Source organism: Kribbella sancticallisti, assembly GCF_039530625.1.
GTDB classification, from domain to species: Bacteria; Actinomycetota; Actinomycetes; order Propionibacteriales; family Kribbellaceae; genus Kribbella; species Kribbella sancticallisti.
Genome location: NZ_BAAAOS010000018.1, coordinates 751,286 through 773,257, shown reverse-complemented (window position 1 = coordinate 773,257; position 21,972 = coordinate 751,286). Strand labels below are relative to the sequence as shown.

Below are 21,972 nucleotides of genomic sequence, written 5' to 3'. Positions count from 1 at the left end.
CCTGGAGGCTCCCGTCCGCTTCTGACCACCCTGACGAGATGAGGGCCCGGAATGGTTGGTTCTGGTCCGATTGTCGTCCCGAACAGGCCCCCGAGTGTCGCAACCGGCCGACGGTACCGTGGCGTTCGACAATGTCGAACGAGTGGCGTTGTGCCGCCTCGCTAACGCTCCTACATTCCAGTTCTCCGTGGTCGTCACGGGGTGGAAGGGAGATCAAGCATGGCTACGACCGAGGCGGTCAAGGCGAAGACCCTTCTGGGGGAGTGCTCCGCCGAGCTTGCCGGCACGTTCATCCTGATCCTGTTCGGCTGTGGTGTCGTCGCCCAGGTGGTGGCGGCGGGGATCGGCAATCACGACTCCATCGCATGGGCCTGGGGGCTTGGAGTGACCCTGGGCATCTACACGGCGGGCCGGATGACCGGCGCGCACCTGAATCCGGCGGTGACGATCGCGCTGGCGACGTTCCGCGGGTTCAGCTGGAAGAAGGTGCTGCCGTACTCGGTGGCACAGTTCCTCGGAGCGTTCCTGGCGGCGCTCGTGGTTCGCTGGAACTACACCGAGGCACTCAACAAGTTCGATCCCGGCCTCACGATCAAGAGCCAGGGCGTGTTCTCCACCCTGCCGGGCAACGGCAGCCTGGACCTCGGCGTCGGCATGTGGGGCGGTTTCCGGGACCAGATCATCGGTACGGCGATCCTGATGTTCCTGATCCTCGCGATCGTGGACATGCGGAACACCTCGCCGGCCGCCAACCTGGCGCCGTTGATCGTCGGCCTGGTGGTCGTCGGCATCGGGATGGCGTGGGGCACCAACGCGGGGTACGCGATCAACCCGGCGCGTGACTTCGGGCCGCGGCTGGCGTCCTTCTTCACCGGCTACGGGGGAGCGTTCAAAGATCAGTTCGGGGATCTGTATTTCTGGGTGCCGATCGTGGCACCGATCCTCGGCGCGCTGGTCGGCGCGTTCCTGTACGACCTGCTGGTCGGGCGCAACCTGCCGATCGCGGACGAGGACGAGGAACCGGGCCGCATCCCCGAGACCGAGACCCGCGCATGAGCAACGCAACGACCACGCTGTGTGAGGAGAGGAAATTCCATGGCTGACTTCGTAGGTGCCGTCGACCAGGGCACCACGAGCACCCGCTTCATGATCTTCGACCACTCCGGCAACGAGGTGGGCATCCACCAGCTGGAGCACAAGCAGATCCTGCCGCAGGCCGGCTGGGTCGAGCACAACCCGGTCGAGATCTGGGAACGCACCAGTTCGGTGGTCCGGACCGCGATGAACGCGCAGGGTCTCCAGGCCGGTGACCTGGCGGCACTCGGCATCACCAACCAGCGCGAGACGGCCGTGGTCTGGAACCGCAAGACCGGCCGGCCGTACTACAACGCGATCGTCTGGCAGGACACCCGGACCGACCGGATCGCCTCGGCGCTCGAGCGCGAGGGCAAGGGCGACGTGATCCGGCAGAAGGCCGGCCTGCCGCCGGCGACGTACTTCTCGGCCGGCAAGGTCCAGTGGATCCTGGAGAACGTCGACGGGGTCCGCGAGGCCGCCGAGGCCGGTGACGCCGTGTTCGGCAACACCGACACCTGGCTGCTGTGGAACCTGACCGGCGGGACCGACGGCGGTGTCCACATCACCGACGTCACCAACGCCAGCCGCACGATGCTGATGAACCTGGAGACGCTCGACTGGGACGACGAGCTGATCTCGTTCTTCGACATCCCCCGGCAGATGCTGCCGGAGATCCGTCCGTCGTCGGACCCGAACAAGTACGGCGAGACGCTGGCGAACGGCCCGCTCGGCGGCGTCGTACCGCTGACGGGTGACCTCGGGGACCAGCAGGCCGCGACCGTCGGCCAGGTCTGCTTCAACCCGGGCGAGGCCAAGAACACCTACGGCACCGGCAACTTCATGCTGCTGAACACCGGCACCGAGCTGGTCCGCTCCAAGGCGGGTCTGCTCAGCACGATGTGCTACAAGTTCGGCGACGAGGCCCCGGTGTACGCGCTGGAGGGATCGATCGCCGTCACCGGATCGGCCGTCCAGTGGCTGCGGGACCAGCTCGGCATCATCTCGGGCGCGAGTGAGACCGAGACGCTGGCCCGGCAGGTCGAGGACAACGGCGGCGTGTACTTCGTCCCGGCGTTCTCCGGCCTGTTCGCGCCGTACTGGCGGTCCGACGCGCGGGGCGCGATCGTCGGCCTGTCCCGGTTCAACACCAACGCTCACCTGGCCCGAGCGACACTGGAAGCGATCTGCTACCAGAGCAAGGACGTCGCCGACGCGATGGAGAAGGACTCCGGCGTGAAGCTCGAGGTCCTCAAGGTGGACGGTGGCGTGACCGCGAACGAGCTGTGCATGCAGATGCAGGCGGACATCCTCGGCGTACCGGTGAGCAAGCCGGTCGTCGCGGAGACCACCGCGCTCGGGGCGGCGTACGCGGCCGGCCTGGCGGTGGGCTTCTGGAACAACACCGACGAGCTGGTCCAGAACTGGAACGAGGACAAGCGCTGGACCCCGGAGTGGAACGACGAACAGCGTGCCGATGGGTACAAGGGCTGGGAGAAGGCCGTCCAGCGCACGCTCGACTGGGTCGACGTCGACTGATCCGCCGGGGCACCGGCAGGTAGTACGCAGTACCAAGCGATAGACGGAAGGAACAGCACAGTGGGCGCAGTGGCACTGTCACCGCAAGCGAGGACCGAGGCCATCGAGGCGATGGCGGACGGCCGGGAGCTCGACATCCTGGTGATCGGTGGCGGGGTGGTCGGCGGCGGAGCGGCCCTCGACGCCGCCACCCGGGGCCTGACCACCGGACTGCTGGAGGCTCGCGACTTCGCGAGCGGTACCTCCAGCCGGTCGAGCAAGTTGGTGCACGGCGGCTTGCGCTACCTGGAGATGCTGGACTTCCGATTGGTGCACGAGGCGCTGCATGAGCGTGGTCTGCTCCTGCAGCGCCTTGCGCCCCACCTGGTCAAGCCGGTGCCGTTCCTCTACCCCCTGCAGCACCGGTGGTGGGAGCGGTACTACGCGGGCGCCGGCGTCGCGCTGTACGACGCGATGGCGCACACCGCGGGTCTCGGCGCAGGCCTGCCCATCCACAAGCACCTGACCCGCCGTGGCGCGATGCGGCTGGTCCCGAGCCTGAAGAAGTCCGCCCTGGTCGGCGCACTCCAGTACTACGACGCCCAGGTCGACGACGCCCGTCACACGATGGAGCTGTCCCGTACTGCGGCCTCGTACGGCGCGCATGTCGCCAACCGGGTCAAGGTGACCGGGTTCCTGCGGCAGGGCGAGCGGGTCACCGGGGTGCAGGCGAAGGACCTGGAGAGCGGGCGGGAGTTCGAAGTACGGGCCAAGCAGGTCGTCAACGCGACCGGCGTCTGGACCGACGACACCCAGGCGATGGTCGGCGAGCGCGGGCAGTACCACGTGCGCGCGTCGAAGGGCATCCACCTGGTGGTGCCGAAGGACCGGATCCAGTCGAGCACCGGGATGATCCTGCGGACCGAGAAGTCCGTGCTCTTCATCATCCCGTGGGGCCGGCACTGGCTGATCGGCACCACCGACACCGACTGGAACCTGGACAAGGCCCACCCGGCCGCGACCAGCAAGGACATCGAGTATCTGCTCGACCACGTCAACGCCGTGCTCACCACGCCGTTGACGCGGGAGGACGTGGAGGGCGTGTACGCGGGCCTCCGACCCCTTCTGGCGGGGGAGTCGGAGAGCACGTCGAAGCTGTCCCGCGAGCACGTGGTGGCGCACGCGGCGCCCGGTCTCGTGGTTGTTGCCGGCGGCAAGTACACGACGTACCGGGTGATGGCCAAGGACGCCATCGACGCGGCCGCCAACGCGCTCGACGGCCGGGTGCCGAAGTCGGTGACCAAGAACACCCCGCTGGTCGGCGCCGACGGCTACCACGCGATGTGGAACCAGCGGCACCTGATCGCGCAGCGCTCGGGGCTACACGTGGCCCGGATCGAGCACCTGCTCAACCGGTACGGCGCGCTGATCAACGAGGTGCTCGAACTGGTCGAGAAGGACCCGTCGCTGGGTGAGCAACTGCCCGGCACGCAGGACTACCTGAAGGCCGAGATCGTGTACGGCGCCACGAACGAGGGCGCCCGGCACCTGGACGACGTACTGGCTCGGCGGACCAGGATCTCGATCGAGGCCTGGGACCGCGGTGTCGAGGCGGCGGAGGCGGCCGCCCGGCTGATGGCGCCGGTGCTCGGCTGGGACGAGCAGACGGTCGAACGCGAGGTCTCCTTCTACCAGCAGCGGGTCCGGTCCGAACGCGACTCCCAGGACCAGCCCGACGACGAGTCCGCCGACAAGGTCCGCCTCGAGGCTCCGGACATCGTCTCGCCGGCCTGAGCAGTGAGCACGGCCGTGTTGTTGCTTACGGCACGCTTTCGGCGAGCGGAGTTCATTGGGTAGTTCCGGTCCGCGGCCTACAGTCGGCAGTGGAGTTCACGCCCGTTGCCCGGAGGATGCCCGTATGTCGTTGGACCGGATCGCCGAACTGCTCGAACTGGCCGAGGCCGAGGCGCTCTGGGGGTACGAGAGCGTGGCGCCGCCCGAGATCGTGGAGACGTTGGGAATGGCGTCGACGCGGATCGGCGGCGGTGTCGTGCTGGCGGTGCGCAACGACGTCACGGACTACTGGAGCAAGGCGCTCGGTTTCGGCTTCAGCGAGCCGGTGACGGCTGACCTGGTCGGTGAGATCACCGCGTTCTACCGCGAGCAGGGCGTGCGGTTGGCGACCCTGCAGTTCGCGCCGGCCGCGCTCCCGGCGGACTGGGACGCGATCCGGGAGAAAGAGGGCATCACCGAAGGCAGTCGCTGGCTGAAACTGGCGAGGCTTGCCGGACTGGTCGAGTCGGCCGAGACCGATCTGCGGATCGACGTGGTCGGTCCCGAGGATGCCGCGCAGTGGGCCTCGGTGCTGACCCGCGGCTTCGGGATGCCGGAGGAGCACTTCGCCCCGATGGTGCAGGGCGTCGTGGAGCGGCCCGACTGGTCGGCGTACGCGGCCTGGGACGGCGACCAGATGATCGCCGCTGCGTCCGTGGTGATCAAGGGCGAGGTGGCCGAGTTCGCCGGCGCTTCGACGCTGCCCAGCCATCGCGGTCGCGGTGCCCAGTCCGCACTGCTGGCCGCCCGAGCACGGCATGCGGCCGCGGCGGGCGTGAAGTGGCTGAGCGGGGAGACCGGCAAGCCGGCTGAGGGTGAGCAGAACCGTTCGCTGAACAACATGCTCCGCACCGGCTTCGAGATCCGCTACGAACGCGAGAACTGGATCTGGCGCCCCTGACTGAGGCCTACTGGTCTGGGCGGATCCAGCCGAAGGTGCGTTGAACGGCGGCTTGCCAGTTCGCGTACTCCGTGGCGCGCCGCTCGGGGTCCATGTGGGGGAGCCACTGGCCGGCCCGGTGCCAGTTGCTGCGCAGGCCCTCGAGGTCCGGCCAGTAGCCGACAGCTAGGCCGGCGGCGTACGCGGCGCCGAGCGAGACCGTCTCGGTCACCATCGGGCGGACCACTGGTACGTCGAGCAGGTCGGCGAGGAACTGCATCAGCAGGTTGTTCGCCGTCATCCCGCCGTCCACCTTCAGCGCCGTCAGCGCGATCCCGGAGTCGGCGTTCATCGCGTCGACCACCTCGAGGGTCTGGAAGCCGGTCGCCTCGAGGACGGCCCGGGCCAGATGCCCCTTGGTGATGTAGGACGTCAGGCCCGCGATCACACCGCGCGCCTCGCTGCGCCAGTGCGGCGCGAACAGGCCGGAGAACGCGGGCACGATGTAGGCGCCGCCGTTGTCGTCGACGGTTCGCGCCAGCGTCTCGATCTCGGCGGCCGTGTGGATCAGGCCGAGCCCGTCGCGAAACCACTGGACCAGCGACCCGGTGACGGCCATCGACCCTTCCAGCGCGTACGCCGCCGGCTCCGAGCCGATCTGGTAAGCCACCGTCGTCAGCATGCCGTGGGTCGACCGGACGATCTCCTTGCCCGTGTGCAGCAACAGGAACGACCCGGTGCCGTACGTGCACTTCGCCTCACCCGGACTGAAGCACGTCTGGCCGAACAGCGCCGCCTGCTGATCCCCGAGCGCCGCACCGATCCGTACTCCGGGAACCACGTCCGTGGCCGTCGCGAACACCCCCGACGACGGCCGGATCTCCGGCAGCAGGCTCCGCGGTACGTCGAACGCGGCCAGCAACTGGTCGTCCCACTCCAGCGTCTCGATGTTCATCAGCATCGTGCGACTGGCGTTCGTCACGTCGGTGGCGTGCAACCCGCCGTTCGGGCCGCCGGTGAAGTTCCAGATCAGCCAGGTCTCCATCGTGCCGAAGAGCACCTCGCCACGTTCCGCCCGAGCCCGCAGGCCGGGGGTGTGGTCCAGCATCCAACGCAGGCGGGGCGCGGAGAAGTAGGTGGTCAAGGGCAGGCCGCACAGGTCGGCGAACCGGTCCGCGCCCTGGTCGCCGGCGAGTTCGGTGATCAGGCGGTCGGTGCGGGTGTCCTGCCAGACCACCGCGTGACCGATCGGCCGGCCGGTGCTGCGGTCCCAGAGCAAGCTGGTCTCCCGCTGGTTGGTGATGCCGATGGCAACGATCTGCGAGGGCTCGGCGCCGATCTGGCGGATCGCCGACGGGACCACCCGGGTGACGTTGCGCCAGATCTCGGCGGCGTCGTGCTCGACCCAGCCGGGCCTCGGGAAGTGCTGCTTGTGCTCCCGCTGCGCGACCGACACCAGCCGGCCGCGGCGGTCGAACAGGATGCATCTGGTCGAGTTGGTGCCTTGGTCAACAGCCGCCACATACTGCTCAGCCATCAGCAACCCTCCGGCTGTGGTGCCTTGAAGCTCAAGGCGAGCTTGAGGGTAACCCGAGGCTGAGGGTGAAGGCGATGCCGACGGGCGAGGTGAGGGTGATCAAGGGCGGGGCGGAGGGGACGAGTGACGGTGAGCCCGGGCATCAGCGGTCCTCTCGGAGGTCCCGGCCGATGGCTTCGGCGGTGGCGCGGACCATCGTGACCAGGTCGGTCCGGTGCCGCAGCCTGCTGTCGCAGATGCGTTCGATCCGGCCGGTGAGGCCGACCGCCCCGACGACGAGCCCGCCCAGCCCGCGAATCGGCGCCGCGATGCCGGCCAACTCGACGGTGTGCTCCTCGAACTCCGCGGCCCAGCCCTTCGCCCGGACCGCGATCAACTCCTCGGCCAACCGGGTCGGGTCGACGATCGTCCGAGTGGTGTACGCGTCGAGCTTGGCGGGCCTGGCGGCTCCACTGGCGTCGAAGGCGAGCACCGCCTTGCCGAGAGCGCACGCGTGCGGCGGCAACGTAGTACCGACGTCCAGGTCCTGATCGCTGTCATCCGGCCGGAAGACGTGGTGGACGACCATCACCTTGCCCTCGACCAGCCGCCCGACCCGGACCACCTCGCCGCTGCGGGACGCCAGCGAGTCGGCCCAGTTGATCGCCCGGCTGCGGAGCTCGTTCGGGTCCAGATAGGTCTCTCCGAGCCGGCCGAAGGCATCACTGAGCCGGTAGTGCGCGCCGCTGGCCTCCTGCTCGACGAAACCCACCTGATGCAGGGTCTTGAGGATGCCGTGCACGGTCGTCTTGGCCAGCCCCAGCGCGTTGCCGAGCTCCGCCACGCCCAACCCGTTCGGGGCGGCGGCGAGGAGCCGCAGTACTGCGGCGGCCCGCTCGATGGACTGCACGCTGCCCGGCACAACGGCAGGCTACCCGTGAATGGATGTCCTGGCTGCTGCTCACTCGGTTGCGATTGCGCGTAGTACGTCGAGCTTCGCTGCGCGGCGTGACGGCCACACTGCGGCCAGTACGCCGACCGCTGCCGCCACGACCAGCGCGATCACCAGTTGGAGCACCGGGACGTCCAGCACGCCGAGGCCGTCGTCCACCATCACCTTCTGCACCGACGCACCGAACAGCACGCCGATCGCGACCCCCAGCACCGCGCCCAGCAGCGCGATCGCGATCGCCTCGACCTGCAGCATCCGCCGCAGCTGCGGACGGTCCATCCCGATCGCGCGCAGCAGGCCGATCTCGCGGGTCCGCTCGACCACGCTCAGCGCCAGCGTGTTCACGATGCCGAGCACGGCGATCAGGACCGCCAGGGTGAGCAGCATCCCGACCACGCCGAGGACGGTGTCGACCGGCCCGCGCGCGCCGTCGGCGTACGCGGCCTGGTCGCGCACCGCGACGGTCGGGTAGTCCTTCAGCTGCCCGGCCACGGCCTGGCCCGCCTGGGCGATATCGGTGCCGTCGGCAACTTCGACGTACAGGACCGAGTCGGTGCCGGCGCCGCCGACCGCGGTGAAGGCGGGCAGCGCGAGGACCACCGCGTTCAGTTGCCGGTTCGGCGCGATCACGCCGGCCAGCGTCAGTTCGTGGTCGCCGGTGAGGGTGGTCAGGGTGAACGTCTCGCCGACCGACAGCTTGAGGGCCTTCGCCAGGTTCCGGGGGAGGACCGCTTGTCCGGTCTTCAGCCCGTCGGCCGAACCCGCCTCGAACTTGGTGGTGATCGGTCCGTCGAGCGTGCCGTCGGCCACCCCGGAGACGGTGACCGCCCGATCGTCGACCTCGCCCGGCAACTGCCGGAGCCGATGCACCGCCGAGATCCCCGGTACCGCGGCGATCCGGTCGCCGACCTGGCTGCTGAAGGCGCTGCCGTCGTCGCCGGTGACCAGGAGCTCGGAGGTGCCGACCGCGTCCTTGATGCCCTGCTCGATGGAAGCCTTGGCCGAGGCCGCGATCACCACCAGGCCGCTGATCAGCGCGAGCGAAATCATCAGCGCGGAGGCGGTCGCGGAGGTCCGGCGGGGGTTGCGCTCGGCGTTCCGGCGGCCCAAGGTGACGGGCGCGGTGCGGCCGAACGGCGACATCAGCCCGCGTACGGCGTACCGGCTGATGAGGGGGCTCGTCATCACCATGCCGAGCAGGGCGATCCCGGCGCCGAAGCCGAGCAGGATCGCGCCGGGCAGGCCGGAGAGGGTGAGGGCGATCGCGTAGAGGGTGGCTGCCATCAGCACCATGAACCCGCCGATGATGCCCCGGAGCAGCATCGACCGCTCCGGCAGCGCCGCGTCCTCGCGCATCGCGGCGACGGGCGGCAGCTTGCCGGCGCGGCGGGCGGCGGGATAGGCGGCGGCGAGCGTGACGCCGACCCCCACGACATAGCAGGCGATGACCGTCGAGGCATTGATCTGGAGGCTCGCGGTCGGAATGGCCAGCTCGATGCCCTGATAGAGCGCCCGGATACCCGCGGCCACGCCGGCACCAAGGCCGAAGCCCAGGGTCGAGCCGATCGCGCCGATCACGAGGGCCTCGGCGAGCACCGTCCCGGTCACCTGGCCGCGTGAGGCGCCGATCGCCCGCAGCATCCCGAGCTCGCGCGAGCGCTGGGCGACGAGCATCGCGAAGGTGTTGACGATCAGGAACGCGCCCACGAACAGGGCCAGGCCCGCGAACATCAGCAGCACCGCGCTGAAACCGCCGAACGTCTCGTCGAGCGCGTTCTCGCCGTCGGCCGCGACCTGGGCGGCGGTGCGGACACTGACGTCACCGCCGGCGATCGCGGCGATCGCCTTGCTGACCGCCGCGGCGTCCTGGCCGGGTTCGAGGGAGACGGCGATGGAGGTCCAGCCGGTCTGGCCGAGCAGCAGGAGTTGCGCGGTCGCCGAGTCGAACGTGACGAGCGGCGCGCCGGCCGATCTTCCCGCCAGGACAGGAGTCGTGATCGCGGTCAGGGTCGCCGTCACGGCTCTGGTCGGGGTGACGACCTTCACCTCGTCGCCGATCTCGTAGCCCGCGCGTTTCGCGCTGGACTGGTCGAGGCCGAGTTGTCTCTGACCTGCGGGAGGATCGCCGTCGAGCAGCCTGAACGGCGAGGTTCGCTGACCGTGCGGCCAACTGGCAGCGAACGTGGGCAGGCCGTACGTCTCGATCGGTTGCCCGTCCGAGCCGAGGATCTGGCTGCCGGCGACGAGCAACTGCCCATCGGCCGAGGCGACCCCCGGTACGCCGGCCACCTGGTTCGCGAGGTTCGAGGAGAGCGTCGGGGGACGTCCGGCGGCCGGGTCGGTATTCGTCGACAGGGTGGAGACCGGGGTGACGGTGATGTCCGCAGTACTCCCGGCGAAGTTCTTCTTCAGGGCGGCCGACAGGGTGTCGGTGAAGATCAGCGCACCGCTCACGAAGGCGACCCCGAGCAGGACGGCCACCGTGCACAGGACGAACCGGAGCCGATGCGCGAGCACCGACCGCAGGCCGAGCTTGAGCATCAGCCGTCCTCGCGGGTGTCGAGCCGCTTCATCGTGTCGAGGACGGACTCGGCGGTCGGGTCCAGCAGTTCGGACCGCAGCCGGCCGTCGGCGAGGAAGAGCACCCGGTCGGCGTACGCCGCCGCGGTCGGGTCGTGCGTCACCATCACCACGGTCTGGCCGAACTCGCGCACCGAGTGGTGCAGGAAGCCGAGCACGTCCGCCGACGACCGCGAGTCGAGGTTGCCCGTCGGCTCGTCCGCGAACACCACGTCCGGCCGCGACGCGAGCGCACGGGCACAGGCCACCCGCTGCTGCTGACCACCCGACAACTCGGACGGCTTGTGGCTCAGGCGATCCCTTAGGCCGATGGTGGTGATCACCTTGTCGAGCCACTCGGCGTCGGGCTTGCGACCGGCCAGGTCGAGCGGCAGCGTGATGTTCTCGAGCGCGGTGAGCGTCGGGACCAGGTTGAACGCCTGAAACACGAAGCCGACCCGGTCGCGCCGCAGGTGCGTGAGCGCCTTCTCGCCGAGGCTGCTGAGCTCGACGTCACCAAGCATCACCTGACCTGAAGTCGGCCGGTCAAGCCCCGCCAGACAGTGCAGCAAGGTGGACTTGCCCGACCCCGACGGACCCATGATCGCCGTGAACCGGGCCCGTCCGAAGTCCACACTCACGTCCGCCAACGCGTCGATCCGGGTCTCGCCGGCGCCGTAGCTCTTCCCCAGCCCCATCGTCCGAATCGCCACGGCCTGATCGACGACATTCACGGTCATGCCAGAACGCTATCCGCCCCCAGGTCCGCCGCCCCCACACCCCCGGCCCGCTCGGTGTTCGAACAGACCCCTCACCAACAACTGCGAGCTCGCGAGCCCAGCGGGGCAGGACTTGCCTGGCCGGGCACGCGAGCAAGCTCGCAGGTTTCTTCAAAGGTCGTCTGTCTGGAGGGGCTCAGGGTGCGGGCATCTGCCCCGCCAGCCGCTGGTTAGGCGTCGATTACTACCGGGATGATGACCGGGCGGCGGCGCCAATGGCGCCAGGTCCAGTTGCCTACCGAGCGGCCGACCAGTTGCTCCAGTTGGTGCGGGTCGCCGATGCCCTCTGACGCGGCCTTCGCGAGGCACTCCTCGATGATCGGGATGACCTCCTTGAAGGTGGTGTCGTCGTGGACGAAACCGCGGGCCAGGAAGTCCGGCGGCTCGGCCAGCCGGCCGGTGTTCGCGTCGACCAGGAGCACGACGGTGACGACGCCTTCCTCGGCCAAGGCCCGCCGATCCTTCAGGTTCGCCTCGGTGACACCGCCGACGGTCATCGCGTCGACGTACACATAGCCCGCCTCGACCTTGCCGACGATCCTCGCGCGGCCCTTGTCCAGGTCGACCACCACGCCGTCCTCGGCCAGGATCACCCGGTCCGCCGGTACTCCGGTGCTGACCGCGAGCTCGCCGTTCGCCTTCAGGTGCCGGAACTCGCCGTGCACCGGCATCACGTTGCGCGGCTTGACCAGGTTGTAGCAGTAGACCAGTTCGCCCGCGCTCGCGTGGCCGGAGACGTGCACCTTCGCGTTGCCCTTGTGGACGACGTTCGCGCCCCAGCGGATCAGCCCGTTGATCAGCCCGTAGATCGCGTTCTCGTTGCCCGGGATCAGCGAACTGGCCATCAGCACCGTGTCGCCGTCGCCGATCCGGATCATGTGGTCGCGGTTGGCCATCCGGGCCAGCGCCGCCATCGGCTCGCCCTGGGAACCGGTGCAGATCAGCGTGACCTTGCGGTCCGGCAGCTTCTCCAGTTCCTTCAGGTCGACGATCAGGCCCTTCGGGATCTTCAGGTAGCCCAGGTCGCCGGCGATGCCCATGTTGCGGACCATCGAGCGGCCGACGAAGGCGACCTTGCGGCCGCCGAGCTTGGCGGCGTCCAGCACCTGCTGGATCCGGTGCACGTGGCTGGCGAAGCTGGACACGATGATCCGGCCGGGCGCGGTCCGGAAGACGGTGTCGATCGCCGGGCCGAGGTCCTTCTCGGCGGTGGTGAAACCGGGCACGTCGGCGTTGGTGGAGTCGGTCAGGAACAGGTCCACGCCCTCCTCGCCGAGCTTGGCGAAGCCGCGCAGGTCGGTCAGCCGGCGGTCCAGCGGGAACTGGTCCATCTTGAAGTCACCGGTGTGCAGGACCAGGCCGGCCTTGGTCCGGATCGCGACCGCCAGGCCGTCCGGGATCGAGTGGTTGACGGCCAGGAACTCGCAGTCGAACGGGCCGAGGCGGCGCTTGTCGGCCTCCTTGACCTCGATCGTCTTCGGCTTGATCCGGTGTTCCTTCAGCTTGGCCTCGATGAAGGCCAGGGTCAGCTTGGAACCGACGACGGGGATGTCGGAGCGTTCCTTCAGCAGGTACGGCACACCGCCGATGTGGTCCTCGTGGCCGTGGGTCAAGACGATCGCCTCGACCTTGTCCAGCCGGTCCCTGATCCAGCTGAAGTCCGGCAGGATCACGTCGACGCCCGGCTGGTGCTCCTCGGGGAACAGCACGCCGCAGTCCACGATCAGCAACCGGCCGCGGTGCTCGAACACGGTCATGTTGCGGCCGATCTCACCGAGGCCGCCGAGAGCGACCACGCGGAGTGCGTTGTCGTGAAGTCGGGGCGGTTGACCGAGGTCGGGATGCGGATGGCTCATAGTACGGACGGTATCCGAGAGGACTGGTTGTACTGCGCATCGACCTGGTGTGAGCAGGAACTCAACCGGTCGTCCAAGGCACTCATCCGTCCACTCCGACCAGGTCGACGCCGGCTGATTCCTGGGCGACTTCCTCCACCGATCGGACCGGCAGCGGCGGGGGAGTGCCGCCCCAGGCCGGGCAGAGTGCCTTGTGGTCGCACCAGTCGCACAGCGGGCCCCGGCTCGGCCGCCAGTCGCCGGACTCCAGCGCCCGGGTGATCGCGTCCCACAGGGCGCCGACCTTGCGCTCGCAGGCGCGCAGGTCCGCCTCGTCGGGGACGTAGCGGACGATCTCGCCGTTGCCGAGGTACACCAGTTGGAGCATCGCCGGTACGACCCCGCGGAGCCGCCAGAGCACCAGCGCGTAGAACTTCATCTGGAACAGCGCCTTCGCCTCGAAGAACTCCGACGGCGACCGGCCGGTCTTGTAGTCGACCACCCGGATCTCGCCGGTGGGCGCCACGTCCAGGCGGTCGACGTACCCCCTGAGGGTGAGGCCGGACTCCAGCTCGGTCTCGACGTACAGCTCTCTCTCGGCGGGCTCCAGCAGGTTCGGGTCTTCGAGGGTGAAGTACTTGCCGAGCAGTTGGTGGGCCTCGGCGAGCCACTTGGCCAGCTCGGCGCCGTCGGCGTCCTCGGCGAACAGTTCGGCGACCTCGGGCTCTTCCTCGAGCAATCGTTGCCACTGCGGCTCGAGCATCTCGGCGGCGTGCTCCAGGGTGCGCTCGCCGCGCGGCAGGTCGAAAAGGCGCTCCAGAACGGCGTGCACGACGGTGCCGCGGACGGCCGCGGAGGACGGCTTCTCCGGCAGCCGGTCGATCACCCGGAAGCGGTACTTGAGCGGGCAGCTCATGAAGTCCGCCGCCCGGGACGGAGACAGGGCTCCGTTCGGGTGGCCGTGCACATCGACTGCCGCTGCGACGCTCATGCCGCCAGGTTATGGGAGACAGCCGACACTTCGTGCGCCCGGCGCCCGACGTTGTGGACAACGGCCCCAAGCCCCGTTCACCCCGTGGTCGCAGACGGGCTCGGCGTCGGGGCCGGCTTCGCGGTCGGCGAGGGCACGGCGCTGGGATCGATGAGGACCAGGTCGATGTCCCACTGCCCGTCGCACCCGCCTCGGCGTACCAGCGCCTGCCCCGCCGCGTACGAGCCGGAGGTGAAGAACACCTCCGCCTCGAACCCTTCGTTGTCCATCCCCGCGGGCCGGTAACCGGCGCCGGTCACAGCGTCCTGGATCAGCACCGTGACCTCGTCGATGGGCTTGTCCGTGACCGCCCGGACCGTGAGGTGTCCCTGCGTCTTCTGGACGTGGGTGACGGTCGCGAATCCGTCCAAGGACAACCCCGTCGGCAGCAGAGCGGTCTCGGCCGGGGGAGCGGACGCCGGGGTCTCGCACGCGGTCTTGGGGTCGTCGGCCGAACACCCCGTCAGGAGGACGGCGAGCGTCACCGCCGAGGTACCGATCAGCGCCCGTATGCCCATGGCGTCACTCTAGAAGGCTCCCGCCTTCGATTCGGTGGTCGTAGACCAGTGAAATCATGTTTTCCGGGTGTTACGGTGACCCCGCATCGTGGCGCGTGGGGCGCCCCCGTGATCCTGGAGGCACGCGTGGCTATGCGTAGAAGATCCTTGGTTCCGATGATCGCCGCGGTGGCCGCCACCGCGCTGGTGGGAGCCGCTGCCGTCTCGGCCGGCAGGCCCGACCCCGGCAGCGTCACGCCGGCCGCGGAGTCGATCGCCACCGCCAATCCGGTGGGTGCCGAGGAGTGGATGTACCTCCAGCGGGCCAACCCCGTCGACGGCTCCATCCCGGATGCCGCGGTCGAGGCCGCGCTCGCGCAGTCCAACCAGATGGGCGTCGCCGCCAAGGGCTCGCCGAGCACCGACCAGGTCTGGAAGGGCCTGGGCCCGAGCAACATCGGCGGCCGGATCCGCGACGTCGCGGCCGACCCGACCACCAAGGACGTCGTCTACATCGCCACCGGCACCGGTGGCCTCTGGCGCTCCAACGACGGTGGCGCCACCTTCGCCACCGCGTGGGACGACCAGTTGCCCCAGTCAATGGGTGCGGTCGCGGTCGACTCCCGCGGCATCGTCTGGGCCGGCACCGGCGAGCCGGACCACGGCGGCGGCTCGGCGTACTACGGCAAGGGCGTGTACAAGTCGGGCGACGGCGGTGCGAACTGGACCAACGTCGGCCTGCGGGCCGGCGACACGATCGGCCAGATCGTCATCGACCCGCGCGACGACGACCGGGTCTTCGTCGCGGTGATGGGCGCGCTGCACGACACCGAGCCGACCCGCGGCCTGTTCATGACCGAGGACGGCGGGATCAGCTGGAAACGCGTCATCGTGCCCGACAGCGCCTCCACCGGCGCGATCGACGTGAGCATCAACAAGAACAACCCCGACATCATGCTCGCCACCACCTGGGACAAGATCCGGGACGAGAAGTCGCGCATCTACGGCAAGAACTCGTTCCTCTACCGCTCGACCGACGCCGGCAAGACCTGGACGAACATCCAGCAGCCGCCGCTGCCGCAGAGCACCGACGTCGAGGGCCAGCCGGTCACCGCGACGTACGTCGGCCGGATGGGCGTCGACTTCAGCGACAGCGACCCGAACCGCGCCTACCTCATCTCCAGCACGGCCGGCGGGAACTTCAACGGCTTCTTCACCAGTACTGACGCCGGGGCGACCTGGGCGCCGGTCGGTCCGACCAGCGGCGGCACCCTGCAGTCCATCAGCGGCGGGTTCGCCTGGTGGTTCGGCCGCGTGTACGTCGACCCGGTCGATCCGCAGCACGTCTTCGTGGCCGGCGTCAGCCTCGCCGAGAGCCGCGACGGCGGTCTCACCTGGACGACCTCGCAGACCCCGCACGCCGACCAGCACGGCCTCGAGTGGGACCCCTTCACCCCGGGCAAGGTGTTCCTCGGCAACGACGGCGGCTTCTACTGGTCGACCGCGAACGGCGCCGCGCGCGGCCTGTGGGCCAAGACCCCGCGCCTGCCGGTGACGCAGTTCTACGCGATGGACGTCTCGCACCAGGACGGTTCGAGGCTCAACGCGGGCTCGCAGGACAACGGCTCGCTGAAGTCGTGGGCGGCCGACAACACCGTCAACGGCGACTGGTTCGGCTTCGTCGGCGGCGACGGGATGATGAACCGGATCGACCCGACCAACGACCGCAAGTACTACGGCTGCTCGCAGAACGGCGGCTGCCGCGGCTTCGTCGACGGCGCGGGCTTCACCATGACGATCCCCGGCGCGCGGAAGAACTGGGTCGCCCCGCTCGAGTTCGCCGCCGACCCGCGGCACCTGTTCGGCGGCAGCGAGTACGTCAGCCGGATCAACACCGACGCCGGTCAGCGGGTGTGGCAGCGGATCAGCCCGGACCTCACCGAGGGCACCGAGCCCCGCGCTCCCGGCTTCGGCACCGTCACCGCGATCGGCACCACGAAGGCCGACCCCAACCTGGTCTACGCCGGCACCGACAGCGGTCTGGTCTGGGTCAGCCGCAACGCGATGGCAGCCCCCGACCAGGTGACCTGGGAGAAGCTGCGGAGCCCGCTCTTCCCCGGCCGCTGGGTCACCCGCATCACGGTCGACCCGCAGGACCCGGCGATCGCCTGGGCCAGCTTCTCGGGCTGGCGCTCCGGTGACTCGTACCCGCACCTGCTGATGACCCGCGACGGCGGCCGGAACTGGGCCGACATCACCGGCGCACGCATCCCGCAGGCGCCGATCAACGACGTCATCCGGCACCCGTCGAAGAAGTCGTGGCTGTTCATCGCGACCGACGTCGGCGTCTTCCGGACCACCAACCTGGGCACGACCTGGATCAAGGTCGGCGCGAACCTGCCGCTCGTACCGATCAACGACATCGACCTGCCGGCCGGCAGCGACACGCTCTACGCCGCGACGTACGGCCGCAGCATCTGGACGACCTCGCTCTCGGATGCCTCCTGAAGTCAGCTGAATCCTGACCCTGCAACGCCTCAGCCGACCAGCCCGACGGCCCACCTCCTGGTGGACCCTCGGGCTGGTCGGGCTGTGCGTCGTCTTCCTCGCACCGCTTGTGGTCATGCTGCTCGGCTCCCTGCAGCGGCCGCTCCAACCACCCCCGGACGGGCTCGACCTGTGGCCTGACCCGTTCGAGTGGTCGAACTACACCGCCGTAGCGCGCTTCATGCCGCTCGCCCGGTTGCTGCTGAACTCCCTGTTGCTCGTCGTCGTCGCGGTCCCGGTCACTGTCGTCGTCACCTCCATGGCCGGGCTCGCGATCGTCACGGCTCGGGGGCGTGCGCGCCGCTGGCTCGTGGGCATCTCCGTGCTCATGCTGCTGATCCCGGCCGCCGCGCTGTGGGTGCCGCGCGTCGTCCTGCTGCGCGGCCTGGGCCTCGCCGACACCCCGCTCACGGTGGCGCTGCTCGCCCTCGCGGGCACGACCCCCTTCTACGTACTGCTGTTCGCGCTCGCGTACTCGCGCATCCCCGCGTCGCTGCTCGAAGCCGCCACGCTCGAGGGCCTGAGCCCGTACGCCGTCTGGCGGCAGGTCGCGCTTCCACTGGCGCGTCCAGCGGTGGTGGCGGTCGCGGCGCTGTCCGGCCTGTTCTACTGGTCCACGTTCATGGATCCACTGACCCTGGTCTCGTCGCCTGCCAACTGGCCGGTGGCGCTGGGTCTGCGGAGCCTCAGCGAGATGGAGGCAGCTCTGTACCCGATCTACCTCGCGGCCGCGGTCATCGTGACCGCGCCCGCGCTCGTCGCCTTCTGCATCGGCCAACGGTCGTTCTTCTCCGCCGTGGAGCGCGGGTGAGCGCCCGGGGAGCGATCGCCGCGCTGGCCGTCTCGGCGCTGCTCGCGGTGAGCGCCTGCTCGGGAGAACAGGGCGCAGCCGACGACACCGGGTCGAGTACGCCGGCTGCCAAGATCACCGTCCAGGTCCGCGCCGATCCAGAGGAGGCGGCGGTCTACCGCAGCCTCGTCACGGCGTACCAGAAGGCGAGTGGTGCTCAGGTCGACCTCGTCGCGGTCGGCCGTCAGGACCACCTGACCAGGCTGTCCACCGCGTTCGCGTCGGGTGATGCCCCGGACGCCTTCCTGATCAACTACCGCGAGTACGCCCCCTTCGTGCAGCGCGGAGCCGTTGCCCCGGTGGGCCCGTTGCTCGACCAGCAGGGCGTCGACCGAGCCGCGTACTACGAGGAGCCGCTGCGCGCGTTCAGCTATGGCGGTGCGCTGCAGTGCATGCCGCAGAACATCTCCTCCCTCGTCGTCTACTGGAACCGCGCACTGTTCAAGCAGGCAGGCGTCGCGCCGCCGAAGACGGGCTGGACCTGGGCCGAGTTCGTCGCGACCGCCCGGGCCTTGACCACGGCCAAGACGAAGGGGGTCGGCATCGACCCGTCGATCACCCGGATGGCGCCGTTCATCTGGAGTAGCGGTGGCTCGATCGTCGACAACGACGAGGCTCCGACCCGTACGACCCTGCACGAGCCAGGCGCCCGCGCCGCGCTCCAGGCCGTCGTCGACCTGATCGGCACCGGCACCACGCCGACCAAGAAGCAGCTCGCCGCGCAGGGCCTGGACGAGCAGTTCATGACCGGGAAGGTGGCGATGTTCCTGAGCTCGCGGGTCGAGGTCCCCGCGCTGCGGGAGCAACGCGGCCTTGACTTCGACGTCGCCGCCCTGCCTGTTCTGGGCAAGCCCGCCTCGGTACTGCACTCCGACGCCTACTGCGTTTCGAGTAGTTCGGAGCACAAGGACGCCGCGGCCAAGTTCATCGCCTACGCGGTCGGTCAGCAGGGCCAGACCATCACCGCCCTCGGCGGGCGGACCGTGCCCTCCCTGAAGGCCGTCGCGACCTCGCCCGCGTTCCTCAGCCCGGCTCGCCCGCCCGCGTCGTCGCAGGTGTTCCTGGACGCCATCCCGCAACTGAGGCACACACCGGTGACGCCGTCGTGGCCGGAGGTCGAGGACGTGATCGGCAACCAGTTGCAGCGGGCCTTCGAGGACGGCGTCCCGCTCGACCAGGTCCTCGCCGAGATCCAGAAGCAGGCGGACCCGCTGCTCCGGGGCCGATGAGTCTGCGGGTCGAAGCCGCGCGCAAGGGCTTCCGGGCCTACGGCGGGGCGCACGTCGTAGCCCTCGACGGAATCGACCTCGAAGCGGCCGACGGTGAACTGCTGGTCATCGTCGGACCCTCGGGGTCGGGTAAGTCGACGCTGCTGCGCGCGATCGCCGGACTGGAGACGCTGGACGAGGGGCGGGTCGTCATCGGCGAGCGGGACGTCACCGACGTGCCCGCTGCCCGCCGGGACGTCGCGATGGTGTTCCAGGAGGCCGCGCTGTTCCCGCACCTCGGCGTCGCGGCGAACATCGGCATCGGCGAACGGGCCCGGGGTGCCAAGCGACGCGACGTCGAGGCGCGCGTCCGCGAGGTGGCCCGCAGCCTCGACGTCGAGCATTTGCTGCAGCGGATGCCGGGCGAGCTCAGCGGTGGCGAGCGGCAGCGGGTGGCGCTGGCGCGGGTGATGATCCGGGTGCCCGCGGTCTGTCTACTGGACGAGCCGCTCGCCTCGGTCGACGCCGAGCTTCGGCTGCGGATGCGCGGCGAGATCCGGGCGGTGCAGCGGTCGCTGGGCGTGCCGATGGTGCACGTCACGCACGACCAACTGGAGGCGATGGCGATGGGGGACCGGGTCGCGGTGATGGATCACGGCCGCGTCCTGCAGTGCGACACCCCGGCCGCCTTGTACGAGCAACCCGCGACGACGGCGGTGGCGCGCATCGTCGGTCCGCTGCCGATGAATCTCCTTCCCGCCGCTGACGGAGTCGTCGTCGGTGTGCGACCTGAGCGCGTACGGGTGGGCAAGGACGGCGACGGCAAGCGGACCGGCACGGTGACCGCGGTCGAGCCCGCAGGAGAGGAATGCCTGATCCGCGTGCAGGCGGATGAGGAGTTGCTGGTGCGGATGCCGTGGGGCGAGGTGCCGAAGGTGGGGGAGCAGGTGGGGGTGGCCTGGCGGGCCGAGGATGAGCATCACTTCGACGCCGTGACCGGCCGCCGGCGATGAGGCGTACTGCGGCGGGCTGGTGGCGCGGGCCGCTCGCTGTTCCGTACCTGTTGGGGTCGCTGCTACTCGTACTGGCTCCGCTTGCCTTGGCTGCCGTTCTCGCCTTCACCGACTACTTCGGTTTCCGGGCGCCGGAGTTCACCGGTGCCGACAACCTTGTCCGAGTGGTGGGTGATCGAGCCTTCTGGGACGCCGTCGGGGTCAGCGCGCTCATCGCCGCGGTCGTCGTACCGCTCCGGCTGCTCCTCGCGGTCGGGGCCGCGCTCCTGCTTGCCCGTCGCCGCGGAGCCGGGACAACGGTCGGCCGGGCGGCGGCGTACCTGCCGTCGGTCATCCCGGACGCGGCCTGGGCGCTGCTGTGGCTGTGGATCCTCAACCCGCTGTACGGGCCGCTGCCCGCGCTGCTCGGTGCGCTCGGAGTCCCCGACCCGGGGTTCCTCACAACGCCGTGGGGAGCCAGGCTCGGGCTGGTGCTCGTGATGGCCTTCCAGGTGGGCGAGGCGTTCACCGTCGCCCTCGCCGCGCGCATCGCGATCCCCGCCCGGCTGCACGAGGCGATCGAGGTCGAGGGCGGATCAGCCTGGTTCGCGATGACCCGGGTGACACTCCCGCTGATGGCGCCCATCGTGATCGTGCTCGCGGTGCGGGACGTGGTGGTCGTCGTCCAGAACGCCTTCGTTCCCGCCCTCCTCGTGACCGCCGGCGGCCCGGTCAACGCGACCCTGACGGCGCCTTTGCTCATCTACCGCCGAGCCTTCGAGTACGGCGAACTCGGCTACGCGAGCACGCTCTCGGTCACCCTCCTCGTACTCACCGCCCTCGCCGCCGCGCTCCCGCTCTGGATCGCCGCCCGCCTGGCCGCCCGCCAGCGAACGCGGTATTAGAAGGCTCACAGGTCATCCGGTCCGGGTGAGGTGGTCGCCGCGCTGCCGGGCCCGGCGGCCGCAAGCACAGCTCGCTGTAGGACGTCGTACTGCGTACGTCGGTCATCTACGACTGGCGCCCCAGACTGCCCAAGGGTGGGGGGCACGGTGCAGACCGGTCAGGTGCGGCGGAGCGGCTGAGTTTCGCGGCGGCTGAGCAGGCCGGCCGCGACGAACACGATTCCCCAGGCGAGGGCGATGATCCCTAGCAGCACCGCGATGCCGACAGCGCCACGACCGGGATTGGCGACGAAGAACACGCCCAGCAGGATCGACAGCGCCGCGCTGAGCAGGATCAGCCAGCGTGGTGCCAGCAGAAAGTTGCTGAAGGCTCCGAGCACGTCGAACAGGCCGCGGATGATCAGCCAGATGCCGAGGATCCAGGTGAGCGTCTCGGCTGTCACCTGCGGGCTGAAGATCGCGAAGAACGCCGCGACCAGCCCGACCACTCCCACTACGGCCCACCCCAGCCGGCTCCGGCCGGACTCCGTCCGGGCCGCCTGCACGAGGCAACTGATGCCCTCCGCCAACGCCCAGATTCCCCACAGCACCACGAGGGCGGTCACCGTCGAGACCGGCCAGGCGATCGCCAGGATCCCGAAGACGACACCGATCACGCCGCGGCCGATGAGCACCTTCCAGCCGATGTCGCCAGTCATCAGGTCAACCCCTCACCGTTGCGCTGGTCGGCGATCTCGTGGCCGTGCACGGTCAACGCCCAGATGACCAGGATGTCGATCGCGATCATGGTGACCGACCAGATCGGGTAGGCGGCCAGGAAGCCGATGTTCACGATCGAGACTCCGCCCAGCCGGCCTCGCCTGCCTCATCCGGAACGGATGAGACAGGTGAGGCGGTGCCAAGGGCCTTCGTCTGTGCACCAGCAGACCGCCCAGCAGGTGGATCCAGCCCCACGCGGTGGCGTCCATCTGGAACAAGTAGTTGCGGGTGGTCCGCC

Annotated in this window: 18 protein-coding genes; 9 read left to right on the top strand and 9 right to left on the bottom strand. The window is 69.6% G+C overall.

Annotated elements, in window-relative coordinates:
- Positions 1-219: 219 nt before the first annotated feature.
- The 4 genes from ABD255_RS14005 to ABD255_RS13990 all read left to right on the top strand — a co-directional run bounded on the left by ABD255_RS14005 (position 220) and on the right by ABD255_RS13990 (position 5,326).
- Positions 220-1,056: an MIP/aquaporin family protein gene (locus tag ABD255_RS14005; RefSeq protein ID WP_344213712.1), complete on the top strand. Its 837-nt coding sequence runs from the start codon at positions 220-222 to the stop codon at positions 1,054-1,056.
- Between the two features lie 39 nt (positions 1,057-1,095).
- Positions 1,096-2,613: a glycerol kinase GlpK gene (gene glpK, locus ABD255_RS14000; RefSeq protein WP_344213710.1), complete on the top strand. Its 1,518-nt coding sequence runs from the start codon at positions 1,096-1,098 to the stop codon at positions 2,611-2,613.
- A gap of 60 nt (positions 2,614-2,673) precedes the next feature.
- Complete coding sequence (locus ABD255_RS13995) at positions 2,674-4,386, top strand: glycerol-3-phosphate dehydrogenase/oxidase (protein ID WP_344213708.1); 1,713 nt, start codon at positions 2,674-2,676, stop codon at positions 4,384-4,386.
- A 124-nt stretch (positions 4,387-4,510) separates the two neighbouring features.
- Positions 4,511-5,326 (top strand): GNAT family N-acetyltransferase, encoded by an 816-nt coding sequence (locus ABD255_RS13990; RefSeq protein WP_344213706.1) that lies wholly within the window; start codon positions 4,511-4,513, stop codon positions 5,324-5,326.
- Positions 5,327-5,333: 7 nt separating this feature from the next.
- On the opposite strand, the gene glpK (ABD255_RS13985) is transcribed toward ABD255_RS13990, so the two are convergent.
- The 7 genes from glpK (ABD255_RS13985) to ABD255_RS13955 form a co-directional block, all read right to left on the bottom strand.
- Positions 5,334-6,842 (bottom strand): glycerol kinase GlpK, encoded by a 1,509-nt coding sequence (glpK, locus tag ABD255_RS13985; RefSeq protein WP_344213704.1) that lies wholly within the window; start codon positions 6,840-6,842, stop codon positions 5,334-5,336.
- Between the two features lie 142 nt (positions 6,843-6,984).
- Positions 6,985-7,743 carry an IclR family transcriptional regulator gene (locus ABD255_RS13980; RefSeq protein ID WP_344213702.1) on the bottom strand — a complete coding sequence of 253 codons (759 nt, stop codon included), beginning with the start codon at positions 7,741-7,743 and terminating at the stop codon, positions 6,985-6,987.
- A 39-nt stretch (positions 7,744-7,782) separates the two neighbouring features.
- A complete protein-coding gene (locus ABD255_RS13975) occupies positions 7,783-10,314 on the bottom strand; it encodes an ABC transporter permease (RefSeq protein WP_344213700.1) in 2,532 nt (843 codons plus the stop codon).
- Positions 10,314-11,072, bottom strand: a complete 759-nt coding sequence (locus ABD255_RS13970; protein WP_344213698.1) for an ABC transporter ATP-binding protein — start codon at positions 11,070-11,072, stop codon at positions 10,314-10,316. Before ABD255_RS13970 ends, ABD255_RS13975 begins: the two co-directional genes overlap by 1 nt.
- A 209-nt stretch (positions 11,073-11,281) precedes the next feature.
- On the bottom strand, positions 11,282-12,967 hold the full coding sequence (locus tag ABD255_RS13965; protein ID WP_344213696.1) for a ribonuclease J: 1,686 nt from the start codon (positions 12,965-12,967) through the stop codon (positions 11,282-11,284).
- An 82-nt stretch (positions 12,968-13,049) separates the two neighbouring features.
- Entirely contained in the window at positions 13,050-13,937 is an 888-nt protein-coding gene (locus tag ABD255_RS13960; RefSeq protein WP_344213694.1) for a RecB family exonuclease, read from the bottom strand.
- 77 nt (positions 13,938-14,014) lie between these two features.
- A complete protein-coding gene (locus ABD255_RS13955) occupies positions 14,015-14,494 on the bottom strand; it encodes a hypothetical protein (protein ID WP_344213692.1) in 480 nt (159 codons plus the stop codon).
- A gap of 156 nt (positions 14,495-14,650) precedes the next feature.
- On the opposite strand from ABD255_RS13955, the gene ABD255_RS13950 reads away from it, so the two are divergent.
- The 5 genes from ABD255_RS13950 to ABD255_RS13930 all read left to right on the top strand — a co-directional run bounded on the left by ABD255_RS13950 (position 14,651) and on the right by ABD255_RS13930 (position 20,975).
- The gene (locus tag ABD255_RS13950; protein ID WP_344213689.1) at positions 14,651-16,981 is read left to right on the top strand and encodes a WD40/YVTN/BNR-like repeat-containing protein; all 2,331 of its coding nucleotides are present in this window, start codon (positions 14,651-14,653) and stop codon (positions 16,979-16,981) included.
- A gap of 115 nt (positions 16,982-17,096) precedes the next feature.
- Positions 17,097-17,831, top strand: a complete 735-nt coding sequence (locus ABD255_RS13945; protein ID WP_344213687.1) for a carbohydrate ABC transporter permease — start codon at positions 17,097-17,099, stop codon at positions 17,829-17,831.
- A complete protein-coding gene (locus tag ABD255_RS13940) occupies positions 17,828-19,099 on the top strand; it encodes an ABC transporter substrate-binding protein (RefSeq protein ID WP_344213685.1) in 1,272 nt (423 codons plus the stop codon). Before ABD255_RS13945 ends, ABD255_RS13940 begins: the two co-directional genes overlap by 4 nt.
- Entirely contained in the window at positions 19,096-20,091 is a 996-nt protein-coding gene (locus ABD255_RS13935) for an ABC transporter ATP-binding protein (protein WP_344213683.1), read from the top strand. The genes ABD255_RS13940 and ABD255_RS13935 overlap by 4 nt, the downstream gene beginning before the upstream one ends.
- Complete coding sequence (locus ABD255_RS13930; protein WP_344213681.1) at positions 20,088-20,975, top strand: carbohydrate ABC transporter permease; 888 nt, start codon at positions 20,088-20,090, stop codon at positions 20,973-20,975. Before ABD255_RS13935 ends, ABD255_RS13930 begins: the two co-directional genes overlap by 4 nt.
- 158 nt (positions 20,976-21,133) lie before the next feature.
- Here the strand turns inward: ABD255_RS13930 and ABD255_RS13925 are convergent, their stop codons facing one another.
- Together ABD255_RS13925 and ABD255_RS13920 are read right to left on the bottom strand one after the other, a co-directional pair.
- Entirely contained in the window at positions 21,134-21,673 is a 540-nt protein-coding gene (locus ABD255_RS13925; protein ID WP_344213678.1) for an HdeD family acid-resistance protein, read from the bottom strand.
- On the bottom strand, positions 21,673-21,807 hold the full coding sequence (locus tag ABD255_RS13920; RefSeq protein ID WP_344213676.1) for a DUF7144 family membrane protein: 135 nt from the start codon (positions 21,805-21,807) through the stop codon (positions 21,673-21,675). The genes ABD255_RS13925 and ABD255_RS13920 overlap by 1 nt, the downstream gene beginning before the upstream one ends.
- Positions 21,808-21,972: the final 165 nt, after the last annotated feature.

What these genes read in the sequence shown, in the direction of transcription:
- glpK (WP_344213704.1), bottom strand. Translation starts at nt 6,842, where the DNA reads ATGGCTGAGCAGTATGTGGCGGCTGTTGACCAAGGCACCAACTCGACC.
- ABD255_RS13965 (WP_344213696.1), bottom strand. Translation starts at nt 12,967, where the DNA reads ATGAGCCATCCGCATCCCGACCTCGGTCAACCGCCCCGACTTCACGAC.
- ABD255_RS13950 (WP_344213689.1), top strand. Translation starts at nt 14,651, where the DNA reads ATGATCGCCGCGGTGGCCGCCACCGCGCTGGTGGGAGCCGCTGCCGTC.
- ABD255_RS13945 (WP_344213687.1), top strand. Translation starts at nt 17,097, where the DNA reads ATGCTGCTCGGCTCCCTGCAGCGGCCGCTCCAACCACCCCCGGACGGG.
- ABD255_RS13975 (WP_344213700.1), bottom strand. Translation starts at nt 10,314, where the DNA reads ATGCTCAAGCTCGGCCTGCGGTCGGTGCTCGCGCATCGGCTCCGGTTC.
- ABD255_RS13955 (WP_344213692.1), bottom strand. Translation starts at nt 14,494, where the DNA reads ATGGGCATACGGGCGCTGATCGGTACCTCGGCGGTGACGCTCGCCGTC.
- ABD255_RS13970 (WP_344213698.1), bottom strand. Translation starts at nt 11,072, where the DNA reads ATGACCGTGAATGTCGTCGATCAGGCCGTGGCGATTCGGACGATGGGG.
- ABD255_RS13925 (WP_344213678.1), bottom strand. Translation starts at nt 21,673, where the DNA reads ATGACTGGCGACATCGGCTGGAAGGTGCTCATCGGCCGCGGCGTGATC.
- ABD255_RS14005 (WP_344213712.1), top strand. Translation starts at nt 220, where the DNA reads ATGGCTACGACCGAGGCGGTCAAGGCGAAGACCCTTCTGGGGGAGTGC.
- ABD255_RS13930 (WP_344213681.1), top strand. Translation starts at nt 20,088, where the DNA reads ATGAGGCGTACTGCGGCGGGCTGGTGGCGCGGGCCGCTCGCTGTTCCG.
- ABD255_RS13935 (WP_344213683.1), top strand. Translation starts at nt 19,096, where the DNA reads ATGAGTCTGCGGGTCGAAGCCGCGCGCAAGGGCTTCCGGGCCTACGGC.
- glpK (WP_344213710.1), top strand. Translation starts at nt 1,096, where the DNA reads ATGGCTGACTTCGTAGGTGCCGTCGACCAGGGCACCACGAGCACCCGC.
- ABD255_RS13990 (WP_344213706.1), top strand. Translation starts at nt 4,511, where the DNA reads ATGTCGTTGGACCGGATCGCCGAACTGCTCGAACTGGCCGAGGCCGAG.
- ABD255_RS13960 (WP_344213694.1), bottom strand. Translation starts at nt 13,937, where the DNA reads ATGAGCGTCGCAGCGGCAGTCGATGTGCACGGCCACCCGAACGGAGCC.